The organism is Salinimicrobium sediminis (genome assembly GCF_900215295.1).
In the GTDB taxonomy this organism is placed as follows: Bacteria; Bacteroidota; Bacteroidia; order Flavobacteriales; family Flavobacteriaceae; genus Salinimicrobium; species Salinimicrobium sediminis.
Map to the genome: position 1 here is coordinate 102923 of NZ_OCMF01000003.1, position 16083 is coordinate 119005.

14 protein-coding genes and 1 pseudogene are annotated in these 16083 nt (G+C 40.6%); 6 read left to right on the plus strand and 9 right to left on the minus strand.

Going from position 1 to position 16083, the window contains the following annotated elements:
• Positions 1–35 precede the first annotated feature (35 nt).
• Complete coding sequence (locus CRO16_RS11540; protein ID WP_097056552.1) at positions 36–3812, minus strand: glycosyltransferase; 3777 nt, start codon at positions 3810–3812, stop codon at positions 36–38.
• A complete protein-coding gene (locus tag CRO16_RS11545) occupies positions 3802–4956 on the minus strand; it encodes a glycoside hydrolase family 2 TIM barrel-domain containing protein (protein ID WP_143544528.1) in 1155 nt (384 codons plus the stop codon). Before CRO16_RS11545 ends, CRO16_RS11540 begins: the two co-directional genes overlap by 11 nt.
• 386 nt (positions 4957–5342) lie before the next feature.
• Here CRO16_RS11545 and CRO16_RS11550 point away from each other — a divergent pair, with 386 nt between their 5' ends.
• Positions 5343–6254 (plus strand): dimethylarginine dimethylaminohydrolase family protein, encoded by a 912-nt coding sequence (locus CRO16_RS11550; protein WP_097056554.1) that lies wholly within the window; start codon positions 5343–5345, stop codon positions 6252–6254.
• Complete coding sequence (ctlX, locus tag CRO16_RS11555) at positions 6224–7195, plus strand: citrulline utilization hydrolase CtlX (protein ID WP_097056555.1); 972 nt, start codon at positions 6224–6226, stop codon at positions 7193–7195. Before CRO16_RS11550 ends, ctlX begins: the two co-directional genes overlap by 31 nt.
• A 35-nt stretch (positions 7196–7230) precedes the next feature.
• Here ctlX and CRO16_RS11560 read toward each other — a convergent pair whose 3' ends face one another.
• Positions 7231–7665: a hypothetical protein gene (locus CRO16_RS11560; RefSeq protein WP_143544530.1), complete on the minus strand. Its 435-nt coding sequence runs from the start codon at positions 7663–7665 to the stop codon at positions 7231–7233.
• 109 nt (positions 7666–7774) lie between these two features.
• Between CRO16_RS11560 and argS the strand changes: the two genes are divergently transcribed.
• The 4 genes and pseudogenes from argS to CRO16_RS11580 all read left to right on the plus strand — a co-directional run bounded on the left by argS (position 7775) and on the right by CRO16_RS11580 (position 12456).
• On the plus strand, positions 7775–9544 hold the full coding sequence (gene argS / locus CRO16_RS11565; RefSeq protein ID WP_097056797.1) for an arginine--tRNA ligase: 1770 nt from the start codon (positions 7775–7777) through the stop codon (positions 9542–9544).
• A 212-nt stretch (positions 9545–9756) separates the two neighbouring features.
• Positions 9757–11085 carry a signal recognition particle protein gene (gene ffh, locus CRO16_RS11570; RefSeq protein ID WP_097056557.1) on the plus strand — a complete coding sequence of 443 codons (1329 nt, stop codon included), beginning with the start codon at positions 9757–9759 and terminating at the stop codon, positions 11083–11085.
• Between the two features lie 43 nt (positions 11086–11128).
• Positions 11129–11503, plus strand: a pseudogene (locus tag CRO16_RS11575) (four helix bundle protein).
• A 53-nt stretch (positions 11504–11556) separates the two neighbouring features.
• The gene (locus tag CRO16_RS11580) at positions 11557–12456 is read left to right on the plus strand and encodes a bifunctional 5,10-methylenetetrahydrofolate dehydrogenase/5,10-methenyltetrahydrofolate cyclohydrolase (RefSeq protein ID WP_097056558.1); all 900 of its coding nucleotides are present in this window, start codon (positions 11557–11559) and stop codon (positions 12454–12456) included.
• A gap of 1 nt (position 12457) precedes the next feature.
• Here CRO16_RS11580 and CRO16_RS11585 read toward each other — a convergent pair whose 3' ends face one another.
• The 6 genes from CRO16_RS11585 to CRO16_RS11610 are packed head-to-tail and all read right to left on the minus strand — an operon-like array spanning position 12458 to position 16075.
• Complete coding sequence (locus tag CRO16_RS11585; protein ID WP_097056559.1) at positions 12458–12865, minus strand: YkvA family protein; 408 nt, start codon at positions 12863–12865, stop codon at positions 12458–12460.
• Positions 12866–12880: 15 nt separating this feature from the next.
• Positions 12881–13900 carry an AI-2E family transporter gene (locus tag CRO16_RS11590; RefSeq protein WP_097056560.1) on the minus strand — a complete coding sequence of 340 codons (1020 nt, stop codon included), beginning with the start codon at positions 13898–13900 and terminating at the stop codon, positions 12881–12883.
• 13 nt (positions 13901–13913) lie between these two features.
• Entirely contained in the window at positions 13914–14339 is a 426-nt protein-coding gene (locus CRO16_RS11595) for a VOC family protein (protein ID WP_097056561.1), read from the minus strand.
• Between the two features lie 2 nt (positions 14340–14341).
• The gene (locus CRO16_RS11600) at positions 14342–14587 is read right to left on the minus strand and encodes a DUF7218 family protein (protein ID WP_097056562.1); all 246 of its coding nucleotides are present in this window, start codon (positions 14585–14587) and stop codon (positions 14342–14344) included.
• A 58-nt stretch (positions 14588–14645) separates the two neighbouring features.
• Positions 14646–15500, minus strand: a complete 855-nt coding sequence (rluF, locus tag CRO16_RS11605; RefSeq protein ID WP_097056563.1) for a 23S rRNA pseudouridine(2604) synthase RluF — start codon at positions 15498–15500, stop codon at positions 14646–14648.
• Between the two features lie 20 nt (positions 15501–15520).
• A complete protein-coding gene (locus CRO16_RS11610; RefSeq protein ID WP_097056564.1) occupies positions 15521–16075 on the minus strand; it encodes a hypothetical protein in 555 nt (184 codons plus the stop codon).
• Between the last annotated feature and the right edge of the window lie 8 nt (positions 16076–16083).

Below are 16083 nucleotides of genomic sequence, written 5' to 3' on the forward strand. Positions count from 1 at the left end.
AAAAAAAGCTCTGTAGAGGAATCTGCAGAGCTTTTTTAATATCCACCTCTTATTAAAACTGGAGTATGAAGAATTTCCCGGCTTTGTAAAACTCCATCTGAATCTTTACTCGTTGCAGATAAAAGAATTTCATAGTTTTCATAATCTTCAGGAATTTTAACATTTATCGATTTTCCTTCTCCAAGATCACGGGCCGCTAAGGGATTTCCAAAGATGTCATTTTTGATGAGTTTCCATTCAAAAATGAAATCTTCTGAAATTTGAGAACCCTGAAGCCAATTGTTGTCTTCATAGAGTGCAGCATGATAAGTTACAGTTTGGTGTGGGAGTAATGGAATGGCAGGTTTTACAATTTTTATTGTGGAAAACACTCGATCCTTTTGAAACCTGAAATGATCTTGAGCTGTATAATACGTTCTTTTCTTTCGGCCGGAGAAATCCAACAATCCGTCAAAAGATAGCCTGTGGCTGTATCTTTCATCCTGCCAGTTTTCAAGTATAATATTGGTTTCAGGTAAAGAAGGCACTGTAGCAATAAGGTCGGCAGGAGTGGAACTCAAAAAAACAGGTATATTTCTATCCTTGGAGAAGGCTAAGGTTTTTTTAAGGTGGGTAGAATCCTTCAGCATTAGGCCAAAAGCATCCACGGGAATAATTTGATCCAGCTCAAGGAGTTCTGCAGGGGTTGACCTTTTAAGGGGGAGATCAAGGAATATTAACTTTTCAGGATCAATCTCTTTTATTCTTTTAATTAGATAGGCCAGCCAATCTGCATAGGCTTGTTTTTGGTAGAACAGTAAGGGTTTGGAGTAGTAAAGATCGAGATTGTAGTTGAAGCTGTAAGAGACAATGGCTGGATTAGATTTTAATTCTTCGACTTTTTCAAGAATATATTCTGTAAGCTTCGCATTTTCAGAATCTCGGTTTATAAACCCTTGAGAGAGATCGATGTCAAATTCGTAGATCCCCTTTAAATCCCTTTCCTCAATGTACTTGAGGAGATTATATTCATAGACGTTTCCGCCTTTGAAATGAACTGTGTTGATGCCTGCTTCTTTCATCTTTTTAAAATCGGCAAGCAAATGTTCACGTGTAAGCACGTAATAATTATCCTTCCAATCTTCTCCTTTCTTATATCTAACTCCTCTTATGTTTTTCACCGGTTTATTTTCCGTTTTCCCAGCAATAAGAGCAGGAGAAGTATTTGAGAAAAGAGGGGTCTCATCGAAGTGAGCACTTATAATAGACAGGGAATCTGTGGTCCAGTCAAGGTAGGGCCTTTTGTACCAGTTATTGACCGGAATATTATTGTCGTAGGCGCTGTTAAATAGAACCACAGCGCTAATCTCTGTGAGGACCCCGGAGATAGAGGTCATTGCATTCTTCAGCCAGGCATTCTGATTACCGTTGAGATTTAGAGAACCAAATTCTGCCAGCATTACAGGTTTTCTTGTGAACCAGTGCAGCTTATTTCTAAAAGGAAGGTAAAGATCCTCAAAAGCAACTTCCTCACCATTCTGGTTTAGCCCCTGATAGTTTAACATGGTTAGACCTACCCAATCCACATATTGGTCTCCGGGATAATATTGTTCCATTCCTTGTGGATCCCAGGGATTCCATACCATCATCACTTCATTTGCACCCCGATCTTTTAATATTTCATGGACATGTCTCCAGGCTGCTTTAAAATCTGCCGGAGTGTTTCCTCCATCGGCAGACCAGGGATATCCGGGATTATTAAATTCATGAGCAAATCTTAGAAATACCGGTTTATTGTATTTTGCCAACTTGTCGGCAAATTTTGTAATGTAATCGTCAAAAAGACCCTCGTGGATGTATTTAAGTACTCTCCTGTTTTCCCGCAGATCAGAATTTTCTTCGGCCAGGTCGAAATCTGAACTCCAGGGTTCCCAGGTGATCATGGGAACTGCATTTTTCACTGCTATGCTATTAAGAAGCTGGTCCGGAAAATTTTCCACGTTATCCTCGTTCCAGGCCATGTACAGCGAAATGATATCAAAATTAAGATTGTTCCTGGCTTCCAGGGCATTAATATCTTCAAGATCAATCCAGCCGGTGTCTTCGGGGGGATGAAAGATGCCCAGTAACTTTCCTGTTTTTTTAATGTAATAATTAGCTTCCACATTCTCCCATCTGTTGTTTTTCATTTGTTGCTTAAAAGCCAAAGTTGAAAAAAGTGCAATGATCAATAGGGGCAGAGCTCCTTTTCTTGTTATAGTGAAAGCTGTATGGAAAAGGTTTCTAAGTTTTTGTTTTGTTGAAAACAGGTTCTTAACCGTGGAGTCGCTTAAGTTTGATCTAAGGATTCTGTTTTGATTAGTAACCTTCACTGTAAGATAAATACCAAACAACATTATGCAGGTATTGAAAAAAGCAAAACCTGCCATGAAAATGGAAAAAGGAGTGAAATCCCTGCGCAAACCATAAATAATGGCAAATACAGAAATAACAGCAACAGCAATGTTCGGAATTACGATCTTCAGATTTGTATTGAATTCACTTTGTTTAGGGGTAGGCAGGTAGGGAACATTTTTATTAAAGATGGTATAAACAAATCCAAGCATATAGATCCACCAGGTATTGATCTGGAGTAAGCCTCCTGTTATATGAAATCCTCTTTCTTCTTTTTCGATCACCCATTTTTGTACAAAAGCCCTTATCAATAATGCACTCATAGCCACGGGAAGTAAAGCAAGAATAAAATCTATAATATTTCCTTCCCAGGGGGTAGTTGAAAAAACAAGGGCTAGTACAGGAATCAAGAAATTTAAAAAGTACATGACTCCACTCAGGTAATGCAAAGGGAGGATACCGAAGTGTATCTTCTGTCTTACATTAAGCTTTTTAAACACTTTTGGATAAACATTGAATAAGAGGTCGAAAGTGCCACGCGCCCATTTCAATTGTTGTTTGTAATATGTGGTAAGATTTGAAGGTGCCAGTCCGCGGGCAATAACTTCGGGAACATACACTGCTTTCCATCCCTTGGCATAAAGCAACATAGCGGTATGCATATCTTCACACAAACCGGGAGCATGTCCTCCTATGCTATCAAGAGCTTTTCTTCTGAAAACACAATTGGCTCCAATAGCATTTACAGTTTCATATGAATTAAGGGTCATCATCATTGGCCCGTAGAACTGAAAGGTCTGTTCGGCCGCTCCTCTTGCCACCAGAGTATCCTTGATGTTGTAGTAAGATTGTACAGTTTGTACAAATCCAATGTCAGGATCGGCAAAGTAGGGTAGAATAACATCCAGGAAATCCGGTTCCGGAATATGATCGGGGTCAAGAACCACACAAATATCTCCGGTTGCAACTGTCCTCAATGCATTATTAATATTTCCTGCCTTAGCGTCTTTTCGATTATTACGGGTGACGTGTATGATCCCATTCCTTTCACAAAAATCCTTTAAATATGGATCATTTGCTTCATCACATAAATAGGCTGTGTGAGGATGGGTAATCTGGGTAATGGCTTCCAGAGTGGTAACGATCATTTGGTAAGGTTCTCCGGGAAAATAGGTGGTGAGGATGTCTACTGTTACGTCGAGAGAGGTAGAAGGTTTTTCCGGAACTGAAATATTTGCATAGTTGTACCACATGTACAGCTTCTTAAAAATGCTGTAGGAGATGGTAATAAAAAGCAAAAGAAAGAGGTAATTATTTCCCTGATGTTCGGGTTGGAGGAAGAAGAACAAAAAATTAGCTATGCTGAAAAGTGCTAGCAGGATCAAAAGTTTAATAGTTCTTTCTTCTCTTACCGTAGGTGCTTTAATACTATTCCTCATTCGCAGGATTTAGGACGTAAAAAGGAATGTTTGCAGTGGCATAATACCCAGTATTGTTGGTGATCATAAGATGAAGCCGGTAGGGGCCTTCTTGTACGGGTGCTTCAAATCTTACCCGATTATCTTCAACATGAAATTCCATTCCCGGGATCACCTGACTTATGTGGTAAGCATACCAGGATTCTTCTCTTATTTCCCAATGGAAGGTATAGCCTTTAGGCGGCCTATCAAAAAATATTTCTGCAATTGCCGGTTGGCCTGCTGCCAGTATAATATCATCCAGTGCGCCTTTTTCATTGAGTAATATATACTCGAGTTGCGGTCCGGGAAATTCCGCATCTAATCCTTTCCAGATTTTAGCAAGTTCAAATACTGCCTGACTTTTCAAATGATTTGGTTCGAAAAGGCTGTACCAGGTTGGCGTGATCTCATTCTTTTGCCCCCAATAAAAAACAAAACTCCCCAGAGAATTACTGTTTTTAAGAGGTTTAATATAATCCCGGTATCTCTGTATTATTTGTTCTGCTTTTTTTGTGCTCGTCTCTTCTATGGGTACACCCCACGAAGTAAGTGGAGCTTCCCATGGCCCGTTGACACCCCACTCGGTGATCACATGAGGTCCGTTCCACAAAGGTGCGATAGGTTTTAAACGATCAGTAAAGGTGCTTAGGGATCCAAAGGAATTAAAGGAAATAAAATCCAGTTGGGGACTTTTCAGTTCTATAGAAAGCACCCTCAATTTATTTGCACCTATAGTTGTTGTACTTACGGGATGATCGGGGTCTAACTCATGAATAAGATCTATTAGAATATTAAATCGTTCATAGAATTTTGTGTCCTTGTAGAAGTAGGGGTAATATAATTCATTTCCTAAATTCCAATATAACAGGGCAGGGTGATCTTTGTGCTGCGTAACCACTCTGGCAACCCTGCTGTACATTTCTTCAAAAAGATCATTGTCTTCATAGAAAATACCATCTGTATGTTCTTTAGGCATGGGAATGTCGACAACAGCCGCAAGACCCAATAGTTGCGCTTTATCCAAAGTGCTTTTAAGATCAATGGTGTCATAAATGCGGGCCGTATTCGCACCGGCATCTTTTAGCTCCTCTAAAAAATCTTTGTGTGCTGCAGCACCATGCATATAAAATGGTTCCCCATTGCGAATAAGCTGGTATTTTCCTTTGTTTTTTGAAATGTGTACGGCCGGAACAAATTTATGCTCAGATTCCTGATTTTCACAGGAAGAACACAAAATGAGGAGTAGAGGGAAAAGAAAATTTTTCGCCCTGAATCTAATATTGGATAATTTAATTTCTAAGGCTCGTAACAAATGTATTGATCAAAGTATCTGCTCTTTCCTTTGAGGAAATTAGCAGTGGAATTCCTTTTGGTTTGTAGACAAAAATAGAAAAACAGATTTTAGTAATTATAAATAAAAGAGAAAGCAGGAAAAATAAAAATATATGCCTCCATAGGCTTTTAAATCAGACAAATCCTTTTGCTATATTTGCAGCAAATTTGGGGTTTATGAAACTGAATATTAAAAATGAGACTTCCCGTTTAAGAGCAGTAGTTCTGGGTACTGCCGAGAGTCCGGGGCCGGTGCCGGAGCTGGAAAATGCCTACGATCCAAAATCTGCCGAACATATCGAAGCAGGAACCTATCCCACAGAGGAAGATATGGTGAAAGAAATGGAGGCGGTTAGGGAGGTGCTTGAGAAATATGATGTTAAAGTTTACCGCCCGCAATTGGTAAAAGACCTCAACCAGATCTTTACCCGGGATATAGCCTTTGTTATTGACGACAAGTTCATTAAGGCTAATATTTTACCCGATAGGGAGGAAGAGATCGAAGCCATCCAATATGTCATAGATCAAATAGATAAGGATAAGGTAATTGAGCTTCCGGAAGATGTGCATGTAGAGGGAGGAGACGTTATGTTGTACAATGACTACCTGTTTATAGGTGCCTATTATGGGGAAGATTATGCAGATTTTATCACGGCCCGTACCAACCTTAAAGGTGTGGAGCATCTAAGAGAAATGTTTCCAAATAAAAAGGTGAAGTCCTTTAATTTGAGGAAATCAAATACCGAGGCGAGAGACAATGCCCTGCACCTGGATTGTTGTTTCCAGCCTGTAGGCCGTGGAAAAGCGATAATTCATAAGAATGGTTTCCTTAACAGGGAGGAATATGAGTGGCTCGTAGATTTCTTCGGAAAGGAAAACGTATTCGAAATTACCCGGCAGGAAATGTATGACATGAACTCTAATGTTTTCTCTATTTCTGAAGATGTGGTGATCTCCGAAAAGAATTTTACCCGCCTCAACACCTGGCTCCGTGAAAACGGTCTTACAGTGGAGGAGGTGCCTTATGCCGAAATAGCAAAGCAGGAAGGACTTTTAAGATGTTCCACCCTGCCATTAATAAGAGATTAAACGATTTGAAAAAGCAAATAACAGATACAGTTTTAATGGTACGGCCGGTGGCTTTCAGAATGAATGAGCAAACCGCCGTAAACAATTATTTTCAGGAAGGACTACACCTCTCCAATGAACAGATCAACAAAAAAGCACAGGAGGAATTTGATGCTTTTGTAGAGAAGTTAAGGAGTGTGGGTGTAAATGTGATCGTGGTGAATGATGATGAGAAGCTGGATACTCCCGACTCAATTTTTCCCAACAACTGGGTCACCTTTCATGAAGATGCTACTGCAGCTCTTTATCCACTTTTTGCCGAAAACAGAAGACGTGAACGCCGTCCCGAAGTTTTTGACAAAATAGAGGAGGCAGGATATCTCATAGAAGATGTCATTGATTACACCAGTGCTGAAGAGGAAGGTCTTTTCCTCGAATCAACGGGGGTTTTGATCATTGACAGAGTTAATGAAAAAGCTTATTGTGCACTTTCTCCCAGGGCAAGTGAAGAATTACTTATAGAATTTTGCGAGGATTTTGAACTTACTCCGGTAATCTTTACTGCTTACCAGGATGTTGACGGCCGCAGGATGCCTATCTATCACACTAATGTAATGATGTGCCTGGCAGAAAATTTTGCAGTGATCTGTCTGGACAGCATTGATGACGTCAAGGAGCGAAAAAATGTGATTAAGCATCTTAAATCTGATGGGAAAGAGATCATTGAGATCACTGAAGCCCAGATGCATCATTATGCGGGAAATATGCTCCAGGTACAGGGAGCAGAAGGTAAAAAATACCTGGTGATGAGTGAGGCGGCAAGAAAAAGTTTAACTCCGGCCCAGGTAGCAGCAATTGAAAGACATTGTGAGATCCTTAGCAGTGATCTTACCACCATAGAAACCTGTGGTGGAGGCAGTGCCCGCTGTATGCTGGCAGAAGTTTTTCTCCCAAAAAAGTAAATTTTAAAGCCCTTGAAAAAGGGCTTTTTTTATCCCTATTCCTGATCGTCTACACGTGGCAAAGCTTTATCGGCTTTGTAATGTCTCAGCTTTTTAATAAAGGCATGCACCTCATGTTCATTGGCGCCCGCCCAAACTTTTATGAAGTAATTATCTTTGTAGAAAGAATATTCCTCACTCCTGCCTTTATAGATCTTTAGTTTATAAAAGGGTATCACGAGCGAATAAGATTCCCCCGCAGCTCTAAAGCTTATCATTACACCTTTAGGACGAATTTCTATAGTACAATGGCTATTTCCCTCGTTGAGTACAAGTAAATTGTAGATTTCTATACTTGCGGCTGTAATTGGAATATTTGGCAGACTTGTGCCTTCCAGTTCTTTTCTTTCTTCAAGGGGAAATGCTTTGCCTATCAATTGATTGATCTCTTCTCTTTTCTCACTAAAATCTTTTGAAATATTGACTAGCATGCTCTTTTTTCTAAAGATAAGCATTTGCCTTCAAACCGTTTACCCAAGCCTAAATTTCTGTTATCTTTGCGCTTCCTGTTTCCCAGGGAATAAAATAAAATTGGAAAAAATGAATGTTCAGGAAACTCTGGCCCTTCAGGTAAAAGAGGCGGTAAAAAATATATTTCAGGTGGAACCCGAGTCGGTTGAATTTCAGCCTACCCGAAAGGATTTTGAAGGAGATATCACTTTGGTGACCTTTCCAATGTTGAGGCAGATCAAAACCAATCCTGTGAAGCTCGGGGAAGCAATTGGTCAATACCTGGTGGAACATAACCGGGAGATCCAAAAATTCAACGTCGTACAGGGATTTCTGAATATTGTTCTTGATGATCAATATTACCTGGATTTCTTCGGAAAGATGAAAGATGATCAAAACTTCGGAAGAACTCCTGAAGCTGAGGAATCTATCATGGTGGAATATTCTTCTCCCAATACAAACAAGCCGTTGCATTTGGGCCACATCAGGAATAACCTTTTAGGCTATTCTGTTGCTGAGATTTTAAAGGCCTCCGGAAAGAAAGTCTATAAGACCCAGATCATCAACGACCGCGGAATTCACATCTGTAAGTCAATGCTTGCATGGCAACGTTTTGGAGATCATGAAACTCCTGCAACTTCAGGTTTAAAAGGTGATAAGCTGGTTGGGAATTACTATGTGAAGTTCGATAAAGCCTACAAGGAAGAGGTTTCTTATCTCGTAGCCCAGGGAAAAACTGAAGAAGAGGCAAAAGCTGAAGCACCAATTCTAAAGGATGCACAGGAAATGCTTCGCAAATGGGAAGCGGGTGATGCTGAGGTTGTGGATTTATGGAAGACCATGAACCAGTGGGTGTATGATGGGTTCGAGCAAACTTATCAAAAGCTCGGGGTGGATTTCGACAAAAATTATTACGAAAGCGACACCTATCTCCTTGGGAAAAATGTGGTTGCCGAAGGTCTTAAAAAAGGTGTTTTTTATCGTAAGGATGACGGCAGCGTGTGGATTGATCTTACTGCCGACGGACTTGATGAGAAGATCGTGCTTCGAAGTGACGGTACCGCGGTTTACATGACCCAGGACATAGGTACGGCCATCCAGAGAGTAGAAGATTTTCATATTAACGGAATGGTCTATACCGTAGGAAACGAGCAGGATTATCACTTCAAAGTGCTCTTTTTGATACTGAAAAAATTGGGTTACGAATGGGCAGAAAATCTCTATCATCTTAGCTACGGAATGGTCGATCTTCCCAGCGGGAAAATGAAGAGTAGGGAAGGTACTGTTGTAGACGCCGATGATCTTATTGAAGAAATGACTGCCACCGCCCGAAAGATCTCTGAAGAACTTGGAAAACTTGACGGTTATTCTGAAGCCGAAAAGGAGGAGCTCTACAGGATCATCGGGCTTGGAGCTTTAAAGTATTATATTCTGAAGGTCGATCCACGTAAAAGGATACTTTTTAATCCTGAAGAGTCAGTAGATTTCCAGGGAAATACCGGGCCGTTCATCCAATACACTTACGCCCGTATCCAGTCCATCCTTCGAAAAGCAGAATTTGATTATTCTGAGGTCATTTCAGAATATCAGCTAAATGACAAGGAAAAACAGTTGATCAAGCAGCTGCAGCTTTATCCCGAAACTGTGAATCTTGCTGCCGAAAATCATAGTCCTGCATTGGTTGCCAATTACACTTATGAACTGGTGAAAGAATTCAATAGTTTCTACCAAAATGTCACAATTTTAGGAACCGAAGACGAAACTGAAAAGAAATTCAGGGTGCAGCTTTCAAAAGCAGTGGGAGACGTGATCAAATCTTCCTTTGAACTGCTGGGAATTCAGGTGCCGGAGAGAATGTAGTTTGAAGTTAGAAGGTAGAAGTGCGATTTTAGAAGTAAAAATAAGAGGTATCAAAAATGACATTTTTGACACCTCTTACGGAGGAATTTTTTTTCCGAAGAAAAAGATATATTTAAAACTGATGTGGCGCTGAAAAAATTTTCACTTCAGGCTCAATTCATTAAATTTGCAACTGCCGGTGAAAACTGCTGTTATATAAAATCTGAGAGATTATGTTCGAAAGTTTAAGCGATAAGTTAGATAATGCCTTACATGTCCTTAAGGGGCATGGCCAAATTACCGAGGTTAACGTTGCCGAAACCCTTAAAGAGGTACGTCGCGCGCTTGTGGATGCCGATGTTAACTATAAAATTGCCAAGGAATTCACCACTACGGTGAAGGAAAAAGCATTGGGCCAGGATGTACTTACCGCTTTAAAACCCGGGCAAATGATGGTGAAGCTCGTCAAGGATGAGCTTACTCAATTGATGGGAGGAGATGCAGAGGGTATAAACCTTTCAGGAAATCCGTCGGTGATCCTTATGTCGGGATTGCAGGGAAGTGGTAAAACCACTTTTTCGGGAAAACTGGCTAACTACCTTAAAACAAAAAAGAGCAAAAAGCCATTACTGGTTGCCTGTGACGTTTATCGTCCTGCGGCGATTAACCAGCTGCACGTAGTTGGAGATCAGGTGGGAGTTGAGGTGTTCAGCGATGAGGGCAACCAGGATCCGGTTGCTATTTCAAAAGCTGCTATTGCGCATGCGAAAGCCAATGGTCATAACGTGGTGATCATAGATACCGCCGGTCGACTTGCCGTTGACGAGGCGATGATGACAGAGATCGCAAATATTCACAGCGCCATTCAGCCGCAGGAAACGCTCTTCGTAGTAGATTCCATGACAGGGCAGGATGCAGTGAATACAGCAAAAGCCTTTAACGACCGACTTAATTTCGACGGTGTTGTGCTCACAAAACTCGACGGGGATACCCGTGGGGGTGCGGCAATTTCGATCAAATCTGTCGTCAACAAGCCTATAAAATTCATTGGTACGGGTGAAAAAATGGATGCTATTGATGTGTTCTATCCTTCCCGTATGGCCGATCGTATTCTTGGAATGGGTGACGTTGTTTCCCTTGTGGAAAGAGCCCAGGAGCAGTATGATGAAGAGGAAGCGAGAAAACTTCAGAAGAAGATCGCCAAAAACGAATTCGGATTTGATGACTTCCTAAACCAGCTTCAGCAGATCAAGAAGATGGGATCTATGAAAGATCTTATGGGCATGATCCCCGGAGCAGGAAAAATGCTGAAAGATGTGGAGATCGATGATGATGCTTTCAAGCCTATTGAGGCTATCATTCACTCCATGACGCCCGAAGAACGCTCAAAACCTTCTATCATTAATGCCTCAAGAAAAAAGAGAATAGGAAAAGGTTCCGGTACTTCGGTACAACAAGTGAATCAGCTTTTAAAGCAGTTTAGCCAAATGAGCAAGATGATGAAAATGATGCAGGGCGGCGGCGGAAGAAAGATGATGCAGATGATGAAGGGAATGAAGTAAAAGTGCTCAGTGGTCAGAGCTCAGTGAACAGCTAAATTTAGTTATGAAATTTCAGGATTTGTTTGCATATCAGAAGTCAGTAACCCTTTCAATGCAAATATTTGAGATTTCTAAAAAATTTCCGAAGGAGGAAACTTATTCATTGACAGACCAGATTCGACGTTCATCCCGAAGCGTTTCCGCGGCTATTGCTGAGGCTTACAGAAAAAGAAATTATCCCCGGCACTTTGCAAGCAAATTGACAGACTGAGATGCGGAAAATTCTGAAACACAAGTGTGGCTTGAATAGGCCTTCAGGTGTAAATATATTACCGAAGATGATTTCAAGAAGTTGATAATAGAGAGTGATGAAGTAGGCAAATTAATTAATTACATGATTCTCAACCCTGGAAAATTTGGTGTCAAAACAGAAGAATAATATACTTATAATTAACTGATCACTGACCACTGATCACTGAACACTTATAAAACATGGAGCTCCTCGACGGTAAAAAACTAAGCAACGATATTCAGGAAGAAATTGCCCTGGAAGTTCAAAAAATGAAAGAACGCGGGGAGAAGGTCCCGCACTTAGCTGCCATTATTGTTGGTAGTGATGGCGCCAGTTTGACTTACGTGAATGCAAAAGTCAATGCCTGTAAAAGAGTGGGCTTCGAATCTTCGGAATACCGGATGTCCTCTAATACCAGTGAACTGGAATTACTTGCAAAGATAGAGGAGCTGAACAACAATGATGATATCGACGGTTTTATCGTGCAGTTGCCGCTTCCGCCACAGATTAACACTCAAAAGGTACTTTTAGCAGTAAGTCCCGATAAAGATGTGGATGGTTTCCACCCCACCAATTTCGGAAAAATGTCCCTGGACATGACTTCTTTCATTCCTGCAACGCCTTTCGGAATTCTGGAAATGCTGGAGCGATATAATATTCCGACGAAAGGAAAACACACCTGTGTGATTGGACGTAGTTATATCGTGGGCAGGCCAATGAGTATTCTGATGGGAAGACAGGGTTTCCCTGGAAATTCCACGGTTACTCTTACTCACGAGTTCACCAAAAACATCACCCAAATAACTTCGCAGGCAGATATTATCATTATTGCCGTAGGTATTCCAAACTTCCTCAAAGCCGAAATGGTCAAGGATGATGCCGTAGTAATAGACGTGGGAATCACCCGCGTTCCCGATGAAAGTAAACCAAAAGGTTACAGGATCACAGGAGACGTGGATTTTGAAAATGTCTCCAAAAAAGCAAGTTACATAACACCTGTCCCCGGTGGAGTAGGTCCAATGACTATCGCAATGCTCCTTAAGAACACCTTGTTAGCAAGAGAAACTCATCGCACCAGGGAAAAAGAACTGAAAAGCTGATCTAAGAATTTAGCAGCTTCGCCTCATCTATTTTCCAGTCAAGATAGGCATGTAGGTCAGATTCAAGGAAACGAATAGCTACGGTAAAGAGCGCGAAATCATCAACATATCCCACACCCGGGAGGAAATCGGGTAGCATGTCCATTGGATTTAATACATAAAGCAGGGTAAGACCTATAGCTGCTATTGTAAACCAGGGCACCCTTTGGTATTCTCCTTTTTTATAATCTTTTAGCATGCCAAACATTAGTTTTCCCAGTTCCGCGTATTTCTTCATGCCGGAACCTTTCAGCTTCTTGTCAATCGCTTCCTTGTTTTTCATCACCATATCAAGATCCCCATCATCCACCTTAGAAACTTCAGATTTTAGATAATCTTCATTGATCTTCTTTTTTACATTTTCCAGCATAGCTTATTTTTTTAGTTATAGTTTATTTTCAGTTTTTCCGTATTCATGCTTGTATATCTTTAAGATAAGCAAAAACATGGATACCAGCAAAGGTCCAAATATGAGTCCTATGAATCCAAAAAGCGGTACTCCCACCAGTACCCCAAAAAGGGTGATAAGAGGGTGGACACTTGCGAGTCGGTTTAGAATATATAGTCGTAAAATATTATCGGTGATCCCAACAATCACAAATCCGTAGATTAAAATAAAGATCGCCTGCCATTCCATTTCCATTGAAAAGAGCAGAATGGCTACCGGTAAAATACCAATAGCAGTTCCAATAAAAGGAACCATGGCGCCAATAGCCGTAATAACGAACCAAAAGAGGGGATCGGGAACTCCTACGATGAGATAACCTATTAAGGCAACAATTCCCTGGAAAAAAGCAACCAAAGGAATGCCTAATGCGTTAGACTTTACTATTTCATCTCCTTCTTCCCCAATGACCTGCAGGTTTTCTTCCCCCAAAGGGATATAGGAAACTACAATGCCTTTCATTTGATCTCTGTACATCAACATATAGTAAAGCATAAAGTACATGATACTTATGGCAATGAAAGCATTGAAAGTGCCTGCGCCAAGAGACTGCAGGTTATTAGATAGCCAGTTGGTCACGCTGGCAGAATCGATGCTTTGACTTATATCGTAGTTTACGTAAGTTTCGGCATGATTAATTTGTTCTTTAATTACCTGCAATACCTTTTCTGAGTTTGCGACAGCCTTTCCTATTTTGGAAGTCAGCATGAGAACGGTGAGGGTAACCGGAACCAGAATTCCTATAAAAGAAAGGAACATTAAAAAGGATGCTGCCATAACCGGTCTCCATCCTTTATTTACCAGTTTGATCATGGGTTTTCGCAAAATAACAAAAAGGGTGATAGCCCCAAGAATTCCCGAGAGGTAAGGTAAAATTTCTCTAAAGATTAAAACCAGGAGAAATAATATGAGAAGTAGTACGAATAACTGTCGTACCAGTGATGGTTTTAATCGGTTCATTTAGGTTGAGTAATTATTTTGCAAATAGTTGGTCTATATTTTGAAAGGCTTTAAACTCTAATGCATTTCCACAGGGATCTTTAAAGAACATAGTGGCCTGTTCTCCCACCTGTCCCTCAAACCTGATGTAAGGTTCGATCACAAATTTGACGTTCTTTCGTTTTAATTCTTCTGAAAATTTCTGAAAAGTGTCCCAATCGAGCACTACACCAAAATGAGGAATTGGCACATCCTTTCCGTCGACAGGATTACTGCCGGTATTTTTTGGTTCATCGGCAGCTTTATAATGGATCACCAGCTGATGACCAAAAAAATTAAAATCTACCCAGTGGTCGCTGCTTCTTCCTTCCTCACAGCCCAATGTGTCCCTGTAAAAGATTCTGGCTTTCTCAAGATCGTCTACCGGGATCGCAAGATGAAAAGGTTGTATTTTGTGCATTTTCAATGATTTCGTAAAGCGTTAATAAGTTCTTTTTTACTCATTTTTGATCTCCCTTCAATACCGACCTCTTTGGCTTTCTTGTAAAGATCATCCTTACTGCGGTCTTCGTATTTATCGGCGTTACCACCTTTCTTTCCTGAATTTGAAGAATTGGCTATACGGGCAGCTTTTTCTTTGCTGGCACCCTTATCTCTTAATGCCTCATACTGATCTTCGTTCTTAATGCGATTACTTTGCTTTGCCATTTTTCTATTTTTTTATTAAAAATAGGCAGTAATCATCATTTTATGGCTTAATTCTCTGTTAAGATTCCCGATCCTTCCTTCCGGAATTTTTTCGGGTTTTTGGCTGAAGCCTTTTATTTTCGGAAGCTTTAAAGGATTTAGGCCTTTGTGTGTTTTTCTCTTCAGAAGCAGGAGTTATCAAAGACCCTTCTTCAGTTTTAATGGAAGCACCGGTCAATTTATCCAGTTCTTCAAGTTCTTTTTTGGTAAGATGACGGTACTGGCCCACTGGCACGTCCAGTTCAATATTCATGATCCTTATGCGCTTCAGCTTCACGACTTCATATCCCAGATATTCACACATGCGCCTTATCTGCCTGTTGAGGCCCTGGGTTAAAACGATCCTGAAGACATATTTACTCAGCTGCTCTACCTCACATTCTTTTGTTACTGTATCTAAAATAGGAATTCCTGATGCCATGCGGTTGATAAAATCAGCAGAAATAAGCCTGTCTACAGTGACTATGTATTCTTTTTCGTGATTGTTTCTTGCCCTTAGGATCTTGTTTACAATATCTCCATCATCGGTAAGAAGAATGAGGCCTTCACTGGGTTTATCGAGACGGCCAATAGGAAAAATTCGGGTTGGATAATTGATGTAATCAACAATGTTCTTCTTGTCCTTAGGATTGGTGGTGCAAACTATTCCTATGGGTTTGTTGAAAGCCAGGTAAACATTATCTTTTTTGGGAGGTACAATCAGTTCCCCGTTTACACGTACTTCATCTCCGGGTTTTACTTTGGTTCCCATTTCAGGAACTTCACCATTTATGGTTACCCGCCCCTGTTCTATGAGGCTGTCTGCCTTACGGCGGGAACAATAGCCTACTTCACTCAAGTATTTATTTAAACGGGTAAGATTATCAGCAGACATTGATGTGATTTAGGTTTGGGTTAATCCCAGGCGATCATAAAATATTTAATTGGCGCATTATCAGGAATTTGGGAAGCCTGAATCCTGGATTGGGTATCATACCTTAGTTCTACAGGAAGATTCTTTTTATCTATGGTTACATACATGTTAAGATCGTCAATAAAAATGACAGCAGCACTTAAAGTGTTTTCAATACGCGAAATATTGTAATTCTCCACGATATCTTTAAACGTGCTTTCCGTACCCAATCCTTTTGCGGTCTTAAAGCGGGGATCCAATACCTGGATGAATCCAATGGTGCTCGTGGAATCAAAAGCCTGTACAGGTTCCAACAGCAATAATTTTTTACCCGATCTATCATAGATCTCGATCTCATTGCTCTTGCGGTAAAACTCACCGTCACTCACTTGTTTCACTATAGAATCTTCTGCAAAAACAGAATCCAGTTGAGTGATCTTTACATCTCTGGTGAGTAAACCAATACTGTTTGCGCTAATTAAAAATGGATCCTGCTCTTTTTCACAGGCTATGAATAAAGTAGAAGTAATTGCTAGAATTAGGAGGCTTTGTCGCATGATTGTGG

Bases quoted from the DNA above. Each gene is read 5' to 3' on its own strand.
- CRO16_RS11540 (WP_097056552.1), bottom strand. From the start codon at position 3,812: ATGAGGAATAGTATTAAAGCACCTACGGTAAGAGAAGAAAGAACTATT.
- CRO16_RS11545 (WP_143544528.1), bottom strand. From the start codon at position 4,956: ATGCATGGTGCTGCAGCACACAAAGATTTTTTAGAGGAGCTAAAAGAT.
- CRO16_RS11550 (WP_097056554.1), top strand. From the start codon at position 5,343: ATGAAACTGAATATTAAAAATGAGACTTCCCGTTTAAGAGCAGTAGTT.
- ctlX (WP_097056555.1), top strand. From the start codon at position 6,224: ATGTTCCACCCTGCCATTAATAAGAGATTAAACGATTTGAAAAAGCAA.
- CRO16_RS11560 (WP_143544530.1), bottom strand. From the start codon at position 7,665: ATGCTAGTCAATATTTCAAAAGATTTTAGTGAGAAAAGAGAAGAGATC.
- argS (WP_097056797.1), top strand. From the start codon at position 7,775: ATGAATGTTCAGGAAACTCTGGCCCTTCAGGTAAAAGAGGCGGTAAAA.
- ffh (WP_097056557.1), top strand. From the start codon at position 9,757: ATGTTCGAAAGTTTAAGCGATAAGTTAGATAATGCCTTACATGTCCTT.
- CRO16_RS11580 (WP_097056558.1), top strand. From the start codon at position 11,557: ATGGAGCTCCTCGACGGTAAAAAACTAAGCAACGATATTCAGGAAGAA.
- CRO16_RS11585 (WP_097056559.1), bottom strand. From the start codon at position 12,865: ATGCTGGAAAATGTAAAAAAGAAGATCAATGAAGATTATCTAAAATCT.
- CRO16_RS11590 (WP_097056560.1), bottom strand. From the start codon at position 13,900: ATGAACCGATTAAAACCATCACTGGTACGACAGTTATTCGTACTACTT.
- CRO16_RS11595 (WP_097056561.1), bottom strand. From the start codon at position 14,339: ATGCACAAAATACAACCTTTTCATCTTGCGATCCCGGTAGACGATCTT.
- CRO16_RS11600 (WP_097056562.1), bottom strand. From the start codon at position 14,587: ATGGCAAAGCAAAGTAATCGCATTAAGAACGAAGATCAGTATGAGGCA.
- rluF (WP_097056563.1), bottom strand. From the start codon at position 15,500: ATGTCTGCTGATAATCTTACCCGTTTAAATAAATACTTGAGTGAAGTA.
- CRO16_RS11610 (WP_097056564.1), bottom strand. From the start codon at position 16,075: ATGCGACAAAGCCTCCTAATTCTAGCAATTACTTCTACTTTATTCATA.